Origin of the sequence: Paraclostridium sordellii (assembly GCF_000953675.1) — a bacterium.
Lineage (GTDB): Bacteria > Bacillota > Clostridia > Peptostreptococcales > Peptostreptococcaceae > Paraclostridium > Paraclostridium sordellii.
In genome coordinates this window covers 852,300-865,701 of the sequence record NZ_LN679998.1, presented here as the reverse complement: position 1 = coordinate 865,701, position 13,402 = coordinate 852,300, and the positions used below count along the sequence as shown (strand labels likewise).

The window sequence follows — 13,402 nt, the reverse complement described above, 5'->3', positions numbered from 1 at the left end:
ATTATTATAATTTTATACTTTTCATTTCATATTTATCTAATTGTTCTTGTAATATTTTTTTATCTATATTTATTTTTAAATCTTCTAAACTTATATCTAAGTTTATATCAGTTTTTATTGTAGCTAACTTTTTAGACATAAATGCATTTTCTTTTTCTGCTACTAATTTTTTCATAGGATTTCTAATCCCTAATTCATTTTTCCATTCTGTTGCTACAAGCTTTAATCCTTTTTCATCTAAACCATCTATTGATTCATAAATATCCTCTAAAGTATCATACTTTTGAAGTAGTGGTATACTCGTCGTATCCCCTAAACCTTTTATACCAGGTATATTATCTGATGAATCACCTGATATAGCTTTGTAATCTATTATTTGATGTGGCTTTAAATTTTTAACTTGCTTTAGGGAATCTATAGTATATTCAAATGTATTATTTGGTAAATTTAGTTCTTTTAAGTTTAAATCCATACTGCTAGCAAGGTCTTGTGCCTTTGATGTATTCATCCATACAACAGTATTATAATCTACTAGTTGAAGGTAATCTTCATCTTTTGTATATAGTGCTACTGGTATTTCTGATTGAAATTTTTTAGATAAAGTACCTGCAAAATCATCTGCTTCAAATACATTTTCGTAATTTTCACTCGGATTTGACATTAATACTTTAACCCCTATTGTTTCTAACATATCTTTTAGTAAGTCGTATTGTTCTTTAAGAGGCACCTCTACTGGCTTTCTTGTACCTTTGTAATCATCATATATTAATTTTCTAAAAGTCATTCTTGTAGAGTCTAGACATACTGCTAAGTGAGTTGGATTTTGATTTTTAATCATAGATAACATAACTTGCATAAATCCATAAACTCCATTTGTGTATACTCCATCTTTTGTTTGAAGTATTTTATCATAATATTGCTCTTTTTCTTCTATTGTTTTTGCAAACATTACTTGTCTTGGAAGTCTTGCAAAGTAGCTTGTGCTAAGTAATGATGATCCATCTATTACAAGTAACTTTTCCTTACTTATAGTTTCATTTATTTGTATTTCTTCTATTTTATTATCTTCATCACATTCATTATTTATAGATACTTTAACTTCTTCATTTGTAGGAACTTCTTCTTTATTGTTAATTTTTCTATTTTTTATTCTAAAGTCAGTGTTAATTCTAGACCCAACATAACTATTAAGCCTAATTTGATCACTATATGACATATCTACTTTTTCATTTTCTTCTTTTTCTTGATTTTGTTCTAATAAATCAAATAAATCCATACTATTCTCCTTTTATGTTTAATTACATATAATATATAAATTATATCATATCATGCAAATTTTTATCGATTACAGTAGTTTCTAAATAAAAAAATTCTAAGGCTTTAAAACCTTAGAATTTTTTTCACTTTACTTTTCATCAAAGTCTATATGAACTTTTCCTACTGGAGTAACTATATCTATATATGATAAATTGAAGTTTTCATCCATTACATCTATTTTATATTCAAATAACACATCATCTTCTTTTTTAGACATGAATATATAACTTCCATTTTCCTTATCTTCTATTTCATCACATATTTCATCGTATATTTCTTCTCCACTTACAGGTCCATTGTACCCAGCATTTTTTATTTTTTCTTCTATTAATCTGTATATTTCTTCCATATTATTACCTTCTTTCTAATCATATATCAAATACAGTCTACATTCTGTTTTTATATATTGTCAACTATATTACTTGAATTTTATTTGTAATCCTTTTCTTTTAAGTTGTTAATTTCAGCCTTATCTTCTCCAATAGCCCTTCCTATGCTTCCATCTAACATTTTCCAGGCAGTATTGTGCATATCTTCAACATTTGTAAATTTTCCTTTTTCCCAATTTTTTAGATTTTCTAAAAAGAAATCTCTATGTGGTATTTTTGTTTTTTCTAATATAGTTTTAAGTTTATATATATTATCTGGACTAGGTTCTATAACCCCTATTTTTTTACCTTGCTTAGCTTTTATTACTGGATTTGACATCCAATGCACTAAATCATATATATTATCTTGTTTAAACTCAAACACTTTATATGATTTAGCTTTATCAAACTCTTTCTGTAACAATTCTTGATAGTTACCTGTATAAGATACTACTTTTCCACTTTCATCTTTAACTTGTTCCTTTTTACTATCTTTGTAAGAAACTTCTTCAAATAACTTATATCCTATGACCCCGACAACAATAACTATAATTAAAGCAAATAAAATTTGTTTTAATTTTTTCATAATCTCCTCCCCAAATGTAAATCTAAACATGATTTAAAATTTCATCAATATGTTTAAATCAATACCCCTACTAATTTTCTTAAGTAAAATAAATATATTAATGATATAGATATTATATCTAACTTTGTTACATTAAATCAAATTAGATTATACCCTAACTATACTCAAACCATATAATTTAAATACATAAAAACCAAAATAAAATACTTTATTTTTAGTATTTAATATTTTTTAATTACAGTATTTTTTAATAGCTGATTTAAAATGTTTTATATGAACTTTCTCATCTAATATTATTCTTTGAATTATTTTTATTATATAATCATCGTCTATTATTTCTATATGTCTCTTATATGATGCTATATCAGAATACTCTGATTCTAAATCTTTATACAATCTCTCACATATATTTACTCCATAATATACAAAGGAGCCATTCCAAGGCTTAAAATTAGTACTATATGACCCTCTATATTGAGGATTTCCTCCTAGTAAAGTTATTACTTGCCCAAGTATGTCTAAATGATGCATTTCTACCTTTGATATCTGTATATACATATTAGCTAAATAAATCTACTCATATAATTTAATATATTACTTTTTAATTTACATTGACTCTAATGTATTATTTTTAAATAACTTAGCTAAATAGTATTTATAAAAATTAGTAATAAAAAAAGAGATGTATAAAGTAAATTTTATACATCTCCTTTTTTAATTATTACCTAAGTTTAAAGCTTTATTAAATCTATTGAGTGGTAATATAGAAATTATTATAGTTGATAATAATCCTTCTACTCCTACACTTGACACGTTATATAAGAATGAATAAACAAATATATTCATACCTTTAGGTACATATTGTCCAAAGAATACGCATCCAGATATTATATTCATAGATACACTAAGTACTAAGGCAAATAAACACCCTAATATAACTTTTGATTTTTTTTCTTTTCCAAATATTCCAGCTAGTCCAAGTAACATCGTTGGTAGAATATAGTCTAATAAAAATTGCGCTGGGTGAATTATATAAGCCCCTTTTAATAGCTTTAATAAACCATATAATAGCCCCCCAGTTATTCCTATAGTATTTCCACATAATACTGATAATAACATTGTTGGTAACATTGAAAATAGTGAAATTCCTCCACCTTGTGGATATTTTATAAATTCTATCATGCTAAGTATATATGATATAGCACTAAACATACCTATTGTAACTATTAGTTTTGCATTAAACTTAGTATTTTTTAAACCTTTAAGATAATATATGAAAAACGCTATACTTCCTATTATTATAATCGCATTAATCATTTGTTTTCCTCCATTTTAAACATTCATTATATATATCATCACTATTTAATATAGCTGATACTATTGCATATCCATCTACATTTATATCCTTAAATGTAGATATATTATCTAAAGTTATTCCCCCTATTAAAACTTTAGGTATCTCTACACCTTTATCTATTTCCTCTAATTCTTTTAATGTTACTAATGTTGCATCATTTTTAGTAGATGTATTAAACATTGCACCTACTCCTATATAATCAGCTCCATTATTTTTAGCTTCCATAGCTTCTTTTATATTGTGTGCTGATACTCCTATTATCTTATTATCTCCAACTAACTTTCTAACTTCTCTTAGTGGAATGTCACTTTGACCTACATGCACTCCATCTGCATCACAAAGCATAGCAATATCAACTCTATCATTTATTATAAAAAGTACATTATATTTTTTAGTAAGTTCTCTTAATTTATATGCTTTTTCTAAAAATTCTTTTCCATTAACATTTTTTTCTCTTAATTGTAATGTAGTTACCCCTCCTTTTAAAGCATCTTCTATACATTTATAAAAGTCTCTTTCCTTTAAAATTTCTGAATCAGTAACTAAATATAATTTTAATTTTTCTTTCATTTTTATATCTCCTTCTAGTTTTTAGATACCTTTAAAACTTTTTGAAATCTTTTTATTGGTAATAAAACTAATATTATAGTTGAAAGTATTCCTTCAACTCCAGAACTAGATATATTGTATATACAAGAATATAATAATATGTTCATTCCTTTTGGCGCATATTGGCCGAAAAATACTACACCTGAAATTATATTTACTATTACACTTAAAGCACTTGCAAATAAACAACCTTTTACAATATCAATCTTTTTATCTGTTCCAAATTCTCCTGCTAGTCCAAGTGCCATAGTAGATAATAAATAATCTAGTATAAACTGTGCTGGATGAACTACATATACGCCATTTAACAGTTTTAATAATCCAAACACTAATCCCCCTGTAACACCTGCACATCTTCCATATAATATAGCTAATAGCATAGGAGGCAACATAGAAAATAATGTGATTCCTCCACCTTGTGGATATTTTATAAATTGTATCATATACAATATAAAAGATATTGCACTAAACATAGCTATTACAACTATTTCCTTTGTCGTAAACTTAGTTTTGTTTATATCTTTTATATAAACCCAAAATAATCCTATACTTATAAGAATTATTAATATACTTGTCATTAAATACTCGCCTCTTTTACTTTTTCATATGCCATATTCCAAAAATCTAATTCATATAAGCTAGATTTTATAAATATTTCTGTAAGTTTTTTCATTTCCTCTTCACTTAAATTACTACATAAATTGTTTGTATAATCTAACCATTCTTTTAATAATTCATCAAATTCATTATCTGCATACATTTTTATCCAATCTTTATAATAGTTTGTATCTAAAGTATCTTTGTATGTTTCATATAAGTAATGTCCTATATAGTTATAACTCCAGTTACAAGGTAGAGTTGCCATTACTATTTCTTTTACTCCACCTGTTAAAGCTACTGCTTGCATATAACTTGTATAACTACTTGAAACCATTTCAAGTTCACACTTTTCTGCTTCTACTGGCGGTATATCTAGTTTTTTCATATAATCTATGTGTATAGCAGCTTCATCTTCCATTGACCCTTTTGCCGCCCTATTAAAAAACTTCATTTCCTTAATAGTTGCTGATTTTACTATTCCCATTGCAAATACCTTTGAGAACTCTTTTAAATATAAATAATCTTGTATAAGATAGCTTTTAAATTTTTCTTTTGGTAATGTTCCTTCTCCTATTTCCTTTACAAAAGGATGATTTAAGTAGCTTTCCCATATATCTTTAACTTCATCGAATAAATAATCTGTAAACTTCACTAAAGCACCTCCACCCTAGAGAATTTATTTAATGTTTCTTTATTTAAGCTATATATATTATCCATTAAACTTACCTTAAAGCTTCCAATCCCTATGTTGTCTTTATCTGCTAGTTCTCCACATAAGCTCATTGTAAGAATACCCATACTAGCCGATTCTAATTTATTTTCACTAATTCCTAAGTAACTTCCTATTAAACTAGCACTCATACATCCTGTTCCTGTTATACTTTTTAGTTTTGAAGATCCATTGTCAATCTTTATAACTTTTTCTCCATCAGTTATAACATCAATCTTTCCTGTTGAAGCTACTACACATTCTAATTTTTTAGCTACTTTTTTTATTATGTCATCTATATTTTCATCTTCTTCAAAAGAATCTACACCTTTTCCCTTTACATCAAATCCACCTATGTATTTTATCTCTGATGCATTTCCTTTTATAACATCAAACTTAACTTCGTTTAATAACTTTTCTACTAATAAGGCTCTCGATTTAGTAGCAAATACACCTACTGGATCTAATACAACTGGTTTATTAAATTTATTAGCAATTTTTCCAGCCTTTAAAAATAATTCTGTATGTGATGAATTCATTGTTCCTATATTTATAACAACACAACTTGCAATTGGAATTATCTCTTCGATTTCTTCATAAGAATAACTCATAAGCGGACTTGCACCTAAAGCAAGTGTTATATTTGCACAATCGTTTATAGTTACTTCATTTGTATAATGAAGTACTAATGGATTAACCTCTCTTACTTTACTTAATAAATTAAACATATTTTATCTCCCCCGTTTACCTTAGTTTATTATTTATTTAAATCAAATTTATAGAAATGATGTACAGGCCCTACACCTTTGCCTATGTCAAAACTATATTTTATTGCATTTGTTATATATTTTTTAGCTTCCAAAACCGCTTCCTTAACATCTAATCCTAGTGCTAAGTATGCAGTTATAGCAGAAGATAATGTACAACCTGTCCCATGAGTATTTTTCATATCTAATCTTTCACTCTTATAAGTTTCAAAAGTATCTTTTCCAATTAAAACATCTATTGCATCTCCATCTAAATGACCACCTTTCATAAGAACATAATTAGGTCCTAATCCTAAAATCTTTTCTCCAACTAATTTCATATCATCTAGATTATTTATTTTAATTCCTGCTATTTCTTCTGCTTCTAGTGTATTAGGTGTTAATATGTACGCTTTAGGTATAAGATACTTAACTAAGTTCTCTTTAGCTTCTGGCTTTAAAAGTGAATATCCACTTTTAGAAATCATAACTGGATCTACTACTAGATTTTTAGGATTATACTTACCTAGAGTATCAACTATAACTCTTATTATTTCCGGACTTGATACCATACCTATTTTTACGGCTTTAGGTGGTATATCATCAAATACAACCTCTATTTGCTTTTTAATTATTTCCTTACTTAAGTCTTCTACTAAAAATACTCCTTGTGTACTTTGAGCTGTAATAGCAGTTATAACACTCATTCCATAGGTTCCTATAGCACTGAAGGTTTTTAAGTCAGCTTGAATCCCAGCTCCTCCTGATGAATCAGAACCTGCTATTGTAAGAGTTGGTATTTTGTATTTTTCCATTTTGTAGTCCCCCTTATAGTTCTTGTAAGTTTCATTTAATAACAAAAGGCCATATTCCTATGTAGGAATATGGCCTTAAATTTCTATGCAAATAAATTTCATTTGTATATTAAGTAAAGCTTTCCTACGCTGGCATTATCCAGATCAGGTTTGAGGGTTAATGAATAAAAATTCATCTCTCAGCCATAAGGCACCCCTAGCTATTCATTTTAGATTACAATTTTATTATAGCTTAGTTTATACATATGTCAACAAAAAGTTTATATAAAAAACACCCCCTCAATATTTTATATTGAGGGGGTGTTTTTTTATTAAGCTACTTCTACTTCTCTTATAGAATCTTCTTCAAATTCCTTTTCACTACTTGCAACAACTAATGTGCAAGTGTTGTCTCCCATTACGTTTACTGTTGTTCTAAACATATCTATTATTCTTTCAACTCCCATTATAAGTCCGATTCCTTCAAGTGGAAGTCCTACTGATTGAAGAACCATAGATAGCATTATCATTCCGACTCCCGGAACACCTGCTGTTCCAACTGATGCTAATGTTGCTGTTAACACTATTGTTAACATATCATTTATTCCTAAGTTAACTCCATAAACTTGAGCTATAAATAATGCTGCTACACCTTGCATTATAGCTGTTCCGTCCATATTTATAGTAGCTCCCATAGGTATAGTAAACGAACGTATACTCTTGCTTACACCCATTTCTTCCATAAGCTCTAAACTTACTGGTACAGATGCATTGCTTGAAGCTGTTGAAAAAGTAACTGCTGCTACTTTAGTGAACTTACGAGCAAAATCTATAAAACTAAATTTAGTAAATATTTTAAGTGAACCTCCATAAACTACAACAACATGTATTAAAAGCCCAAATAAAACTACTAATATATACTTAACTAATGAACCGATAGCTTGTGTACCAACTGTTGCGAAAGTATTTGTTATAAGAGCAAATACTCCAAATGGAGCAAAATTCATTATAACGCCAACCATCTTCATACAAACTTCATTTGCACTTTCAAATATATTTTTTAAAGGTTGAGCTTTTTGACCAACTAAACTCATTGAAATTCCTGTAAGCATTGCAAAGAATATTATTTGTAACATTTCTCCTTTTACAAAAGATTCTATTGGGTTTGAAGGAATTATGTTTAATACTATTTCCGATAAAGACTGATTTTTAGCTATTGTGGTACTTTGAGATGCAACTGTTCCTAAATCAAGTCCTGCACCAGGCTTTAACATTGCTCCTAAAGCTAAAGATACGCATATAGCAAGAGCTGTAGTTGTTAAATAAAATCCCATAGTTTTAAATCCGATTCTTCCAAGTTTCTTTATATCTTCCATTGCAGATACTCCACAAACTAAAGATACAAATACCAAAGGCACTACCATCATCTTTATAGCTTTTGTAAATCCACTTCCGATAACATTTATAAATCCACCTAATAATAAAGTATCTTTTATATATCCTCCTGGCATTTTACTAAGAATTATACCAAATAACATACCTAAAAATAGTCCGATTAAAATTTTGCTAGTTAATCCAAGTTTCCTCATATTTTATGTCCTCCGTCTCTTTATTATATTTATATTATACATTAAAACCCGCATTTTGTGTAATTTTTTAAAGTTTTATATAATTTATAAAGCTTTTTTCTTAATTTTTTTAAGTATTTTCCTATCAGACTTTATTTTATTCTTCATTATCACTTTATTACCTTATATAATTTTTTAAATTTACTGAAAAAACTTAAATATCAAACTATTACTAGTATTTTTTTATTATAGTTCATAGGATAACGATTATTTGGTTTTATTTGCAAAAATAAAAAACGGTATTAAGTAAAATTACTTAATACCGTTTTATTTAAAATCATCCCTTAAACCTTTAGATCAATTTCTGTTTTTAATTATCCTAATATTTGTATTTCTATATTTTGTCTACCAAAGCTGTTACACTCAGCTTCACTATTCATGAATATATCTATTTTATTACCTTTTATAGCTCCTCCACAGTCTTCTGCTGTAAATACCATATCAAACTTAGGTATATATACTTTTGTTCCATAAGGTATTACTGAAGGGTCTACTGCTATTGTTCCCCACTTTGGAGTTGTTCCTGTAGCAGTTATTGTATGTCCTGCATATGCAGTTGCATTAACAGTCATTAAACGACCTGTATTATTGTTGTTAGAAGCTGTTGTTTCCTCTTTTTGAGTATTTTCTTCAGGCTTAGTAGCTGTATTATTTTGACTTGTTTCAGATACTGCTGTATCATTTTTTTGCTCAACAGTATTATTTGCAGTATTTTCACTTACAGCTGCAGCTTTAACTTCTTTAACCTCTTTATTATTTTGAGATTTTTTACTTACTTGTTGCTTTTTAGCTTGCTCATTTGCTTGAGATTCTGTTAATACATAATCTCCAGAAATCCAACCTTCTTGGTTATCATCTAATTTTATTTTATACCAGTTATCTTGATCTTCTAATATTTCAACAACTGTATTATTATCTAATAATCCTATTTTATCGTTTTCTACAGATGGTCCTTTTCTTACATTTAATTTAGTTGCAGTTACTGTACCTTTTTCTTTAGCAGTGTAATCCCCATTTACCCAGCCTTCTTCTCCATTTGAAAGCTTAACTTTGTTCCATCCATTGTTAGACTCTAATATTTCAACAACCATTCCTCTATCTAATGATCCCACTCTATCATTTTCTACAGATGGTCCTTTTCTTACGTTTAATGATTGTGCAGTTACTATTTCTTTTTCTGCTGCGTATATATTATTTGTTGATGCATATAAACCACCAACTACCAATCCTAATGCTAATACCAATGATTTTTGTGCTCTTTTATTCATACTCATAAAATTCCTCCCTATTTAACCAAATAAAATTATATATTATTAATTATATTGTTTTGTCTTATCCATATTTTTTAACTTTGTTACTTTTTCGTAACTATTTTCAAGTTGTTATTAATGGTAATACATTTTTGTTTGTTTGTAAACACCTAAAGCACAAAAAAACTTAAAAGGGTTACAAAAGAGTTACAATTTGTTACAAGCTCAATACATTGGAATTTCAGAGTTTTATAAATAGTTATATATATAAATTTAAATCAAAAAATTTTTTTAATTTTTTGTAATCTTTATAGTTTTGTAACTTTTTCATATAAAATTTTAATAAAAGCATTAAAAAAGGCTATACAAAGATAATATCATCAGGATAAATATCAACCCTAATTAAAATACTATTTTTATATAACCTCTTATATGTTTAATTTATTTTCTAGGCATAAGAAACAAAAGTGCTATGTAAAATGCTACAGACCCTCCGCCTAATATTACAAATATGACAAACACTATTCTAAGCGTTGTAGAGTTAAATCCAAAAAACTCAGATATTCCTCCACAAACTCCACCTAATACCGAGTCTGATTCAGATAGATACATTTTTCTTTCCATAACTCATCTCCAATCTACTTTATACTTTTATAAATATATTTTGACAATATGCATATTGATACCTTTATTTTTTTAATTTATTATGCATATTATGAAGATTTATTTAATAAGTATATATAGTATTACTTTATAGAAATGAGTTTATCTATCTAAAATACTATTAAACTTTGTAATATTTATGTTAATTACTATAATTATGTGTATACTTAGTTTTTAAGATTGGCATTTTTCTTTCCACTTTGATAGTTTCTTATCATATATTTTTTTTACTTCTTCTAAATCTACATTATTTTCACAACTTTGACTTATTATTGAACTAGCTACTATTATTACATCTAGACACTCTTCAACTACATCTTCTTTAGTTTTATTTTTATATTCACATCCACAAGCCTTTGAGTAGCTTAAAACAGCTTGTGATACTTCTCCTACTTCTTCAGAAAGCTTTAAAGTTCTTTCTACTAATGTTTTTTTATCAAGCTTTGTTAGGCTTTCTATTTCTTTAAAATTTACTAATGAATCATTTTTCATAAATATACCTCTTTCTTATTAAACAAGTTGTTAATTTAAATATTAATAATTATAGATTACAATATTTTATTAATTTATAAAACACATAAAAAAAATGAGTGAAGAATTCTTCACTCATTTATATGTTAACTAGCTTGTTTATTTTCACTGTTTCCATTAGTTTTCTTAGCTATAACAGGTAGTATTAATCCTATTCCCATTAATACTAATGGAGTTATAACATTTAGTGAAACTCTAAATATCCACTCAGAGCTAAATGCAGCTACATCTGTTGGGAACATACCCATTATACATGCAAATGCAGTAAACCCAAAACACCAAGCTCCTACTATAAATCCAAACTTATTACTTTTTATAAACTTATACTCTGTTTTAAACTTGCTACTCATCTTCTTAAGACCCATGTAAGCTAAGAATACCCATAGGTATCTCATTGGCATTACAACTGAGTTTAATTTTAGTAACCAGTTGAATAATTCATTAGTATTACCTATACCTAATGCAGGAACTACTATTAAAGTAGAAACTAATATAGCAGTCATTATATATCCATTAACTAAAACACCATTTTTATTTGTTTTAGATAAAGCTTTAGGTATAAAGTTAGAATCAGCTTCACCTAATAGTACTCTAAGTGGTGCATCTATTGAAAATACTAATGCAGATAATTGAGCAGCAGTATTAGCTAAAGCATAAACTATAACAAATAAGCTACCTAATCCATAGTGTTCTCCAAGTAATTGGAATGCATAGTATTGACCATTCATCATTAAATCTTCTGGTATAGCATTTGCATTAAACATCATACCCATAGCAATAGATCCTAAAAGCGCACATACTGCAACCATTCCAGCTAATACTAACATTCCTTTAGGGAAGTTCTTAGATGGATTCTTTGTATTGTTTACATATGGAGCTATTTTTTCACATCCTCCAACTGCAAATACTAACATTGATAAAGTTGTTAAGTATGCAAAATCAAACTTAGGAACAAATGATTTAACTGTTATATCTGGTGTTGCAACATGACCTGTTATTGCAGGAGCTGCTAACCCTAATACTATATATAGTAATGACATTATAAACATTGACATACCAGCTATATTACCTATAACTTTTAATACTTTTACCCCTTTAGTTGATATATATAAGAATACTAAAAATACCGCTAAAACCATTGATTGTAATATTAAAGGGTTTAAAGCTTTTAAAACTTCTGCTAATTCTCCTGATGGACTTATAGCCCAAGAAAGTGCTATTAATAAAGCTTGTGGCTTTTGAGCCAAGTAAGGAACGTGTACAACCCAGTATGTCCATCCTGCCATAAATGCAAGCATCGGTGTTGTAGTTGATCTTATCCAAGCTGATACTCCACCTTGTGAATCCTTAAATGCAGATCCTAACTCTCCTACCATTAAAGCGTATGGTACAAAGTATAGTGCTATCATAAATATCCATGAAAATACTACTGTAAGTCCTTGATTTGCAAAGTTGTTTACAACATTTCCAAATCCCCATACCATGACAAATCCCATTAAAGCTATATTTTGCCACGTTAAATTTCTGTTTTGATCAGACATTGCTGTTCTCCTCCCGAAAAATTTGTATAATTACGTTTTCTATTATATATTTTTAAAACTCATTGTCAACAGCATTTCATCGAATCGTTTTCATAAATATTCTTAAATTTTCTGACAATTAACTGATAATCAGTCTTTTTTTATCAAAAATGCAAGTTCTATATTTGGAAAATTTTCACTATTGAGGTAAATTTAAATAATTGAATACTGTCATTAAAATAACAATTGAAATTTTTTTGAACTTTTATTAAAAATACCTTTCACTTTTTTAAATTAATTTTTTAATTAAATTTTTTCAATTAATTTTTTATATTTTTATAAATTTATATTTTTAATTATTTTTGTATAGATTTATTAAAATAATACTTAAGTAAATAAATAAAAAACATTAGTTTAATAAACTAATGTTTTTTATTTATTTACTTAAAGTTTTCTATATGCTCTTGTAACTTTTGAGCTTGTAACCCTTCAACCTTAGCAAACTCTCTAAAGCATTTACTTAGTTCCTTATCTTCTATTACATCAGCATATGCCATAAAATCTCTAACTTTCTCTTGAGTATCTAGTAATGCTTTTTTTAGACAATCTTGTGTATTCATTTCCATACTATCACCTCATTAAATAATTTTTTTATTATTATTCCTCTATTAAAAAATTATTATTCAGTTATAATTCAAAGTAAGATTTTATTATTGAGTCAAAA

At 27.4% G+C, this 13,402-nt stretch carries 16 protein-coding genes and 1 riboswitch; all 16 genes read right to left on the bottom strand.

The genetic code is table 11. The features are described 5' to 3' along the window. Nucleotides 1-4 precede the first annotated feature (4 nt). Entirely contained in the window at nt 5-1,276 is a 1,272-nt protein-coding gene (locus tag ATCC9714_RS04220) for a 5'-3' exonuclease (RefSeq protein WP_057544521.1), read from the bottom strand. A gap of 129 nt (nt 1,277-1,405) precedes the next feature. Continuing rightward, nucleotides 1,406-1,666 carry a hypothetical protein gene (locus ATCC9714_RS04215; protein ID WP_021128709.1) on the bottom strand — a complete coding sequence of 87 codons (261 nt, stop codon included), beginning with the start codon at nt 1,664-1,666 and terminating at the stop codon, nt 1,406-1,408. An 80-nt stretch (nt 1,667-1,746) separates the two neighbouring features. Beyond that, entirely contained in the window at nt 1,747-2,271 is a 525-nt protein-coding gene (locus tag ATCC9714_RS04210; RefSeq protein ID WP_057544520.1) for a DUF6241 domain-containing protein, read from the bottom strand. Nucleotides 2,272-2,502: 231 nt separating this feature from the next. Further along, on the bottom strand, nt 2,503-2,829 hold the full coding sequence (locus ATCC9714_RS04205; RefSeq protein ID WP_021123297.1) for a ferritin family protein: 327 nt from the start codon (nt 2,827-2,829) through the stop codon (nt 2,503-2,505). Between the two features lie 156 nt (nt 2,830-2,985). After that, nucleotides 2,986-3,588: an energy-coupled thiamine transporter ThiT gene (gene thiT, locus ATCC9714_RS04200; protein ID WP_057544519.1), complete on the bottom strand. Its 603-nt coding sequence runs from the start codon at nt 3,586-3,588 to the stop codon at nt 2,986-2,988. Then, nucleotides 3,581-4,198, bottom strand: a complete 618-nt coding sequence (gene thiE / locus ATCC9714_RS04195; RefSeq protein WP_021128713.1) for a thiamine phosphate synthase — start codon at nt 4,196-4,198, stop codon at nt 3,581-3,583. The genes thiT (ATCC9714_RS04200) and thiE overlap by 8 nt, the downstream gene beginning before the upstream one ends. 14 nt (nt 4,199-4,212) lie before the next feature. Beyond that, entirely contained in the window at nt 4,213-4,815 is a 603-nt protein-coding gene (gene thiT, locus ATCC9714_RS04190; protein ID WP_021123293.1) for an energy-coupled thiamine transporter ThiT, read from the bottom strand. Next, on the bottom strand, nt 4,815-5,489 hold the full coding sequence (tenA, locus tag ATCC9714_RS04185) for a thiaminase II (protein ID WP_057544518.1): 675 nt from the start codon (nt 5,487-5,489) through the stop codon (nt 4,815-4,817). The genes thiT (ATCC9714_RS04190) and tenA overlap by 1 nt, the downstream gene beginning before the upstream one ends. Continuing rightward, nucleotides 5,489-6,274 (bottom strand): hydroxyethylthiazole kinase, encoded by a 786-nt coding sequence (gene thiM / locus ATCC9714_RS04180; protein WP_057544517.1) that lies wholly within the window; start codon nt 6,272-6,274, stop codon nt 5,489-5,491. Before thiM ends, tenA begins: the two co-directional genes overlap by 1 nt. Before the next feature lie 29 nt (nt 6,275-6,303). Next, complete coding sequence (gene thiD / locus ATCC9714_RS04175; protein WP_057544516.1) at nt 6,304-7,107, bottom strand: bifunctional hydroxymethylpyrimidine kinase/phosphomethylpyrimidine kinase; 804 nt, start codon at nt 7,105-7,107, stop codon at nt 6,304-6,306. 104 nt (nt 7,108-7,211) lie between these two features. Next, a riboswitch (TPP riboswitch) is annotated at nt 7,212-7,315 on the bottom strand. A gap of 103 nt (nt 7,316-7,418) precedes the next feature. After that, entirely contained in the window at nt 7,419-8,675 is a 1,257-nt protein-coding gene (locus tag ATCC9714_RS04170; RefSeq protein ID WP_021128718.1) for a dicarboxylate/amino acid:cation symporter, read from the bottom strand. A gap of 353 nt (nt 8,676-9,028) precedes the next feature. Continuing rightward, complete coding sequence (locus ATCC9714_RS04165; protein WP_057544515.1) at nt 9,029-9,988, bottom strand: SH3 domain-containing protein; 960 nt, start codon at nt 9,986-9,988, stop codon at nt 9,029-9,031. A gap of 417 nt (nt 9,989-10,405) precedes the next feature. Then, nucleotides 10,406-10,588 carry a PspC domain-containing protein gene (locus tag ATCC9714_RS04160; RefSeq protein WP_021123281.1) on the bottom strand — a complete coding sequence of 61 codons (183 nt, stop codon included), beginning with the start codon at nt 10,586-10,588 and terminating at the stop codon, nt 10,406-10,408. A 213-nt stretch (nt 10,589-10,801) separates the two neighbouring features. Then, on the bottom strand, nt 10,802-11,119 hold the full coding sequence (locus ATCC9714_RS04155; protein ID WP_021128722.1) for a MazG-like family protein: 318 nt from the start codon (nt 11,117-11,119) through the stop codon (nt 10,802-10,804). 125 nt (nt 11,120-11,244) lie between these two features. Continuing rightward, nucleotides 11,245-12,699, bottom strand: a complete 1,455-nt coding sequence (locus tag ATCC9714_RS04150) for an APC family permease (protein WP_055334598.1) — start codon at nt 12,697-12,699, stop codon at nt 11,245-11,247. A gap of 419 nt (nt 12,700-13,118) precedes the next feature. Then, nucleotides 13,119-13,304, bottom strand: a complete 186-nt coding sequence (locus ATCC9714_RS04145) for a hypothetical protein (protein WP_021128724.1) — start codon at nt 13,302-13,304, stop codon at nt 13,119-13,121. Nucleotides 13,305-13,402: the final 98 nt, after the last annotated feature.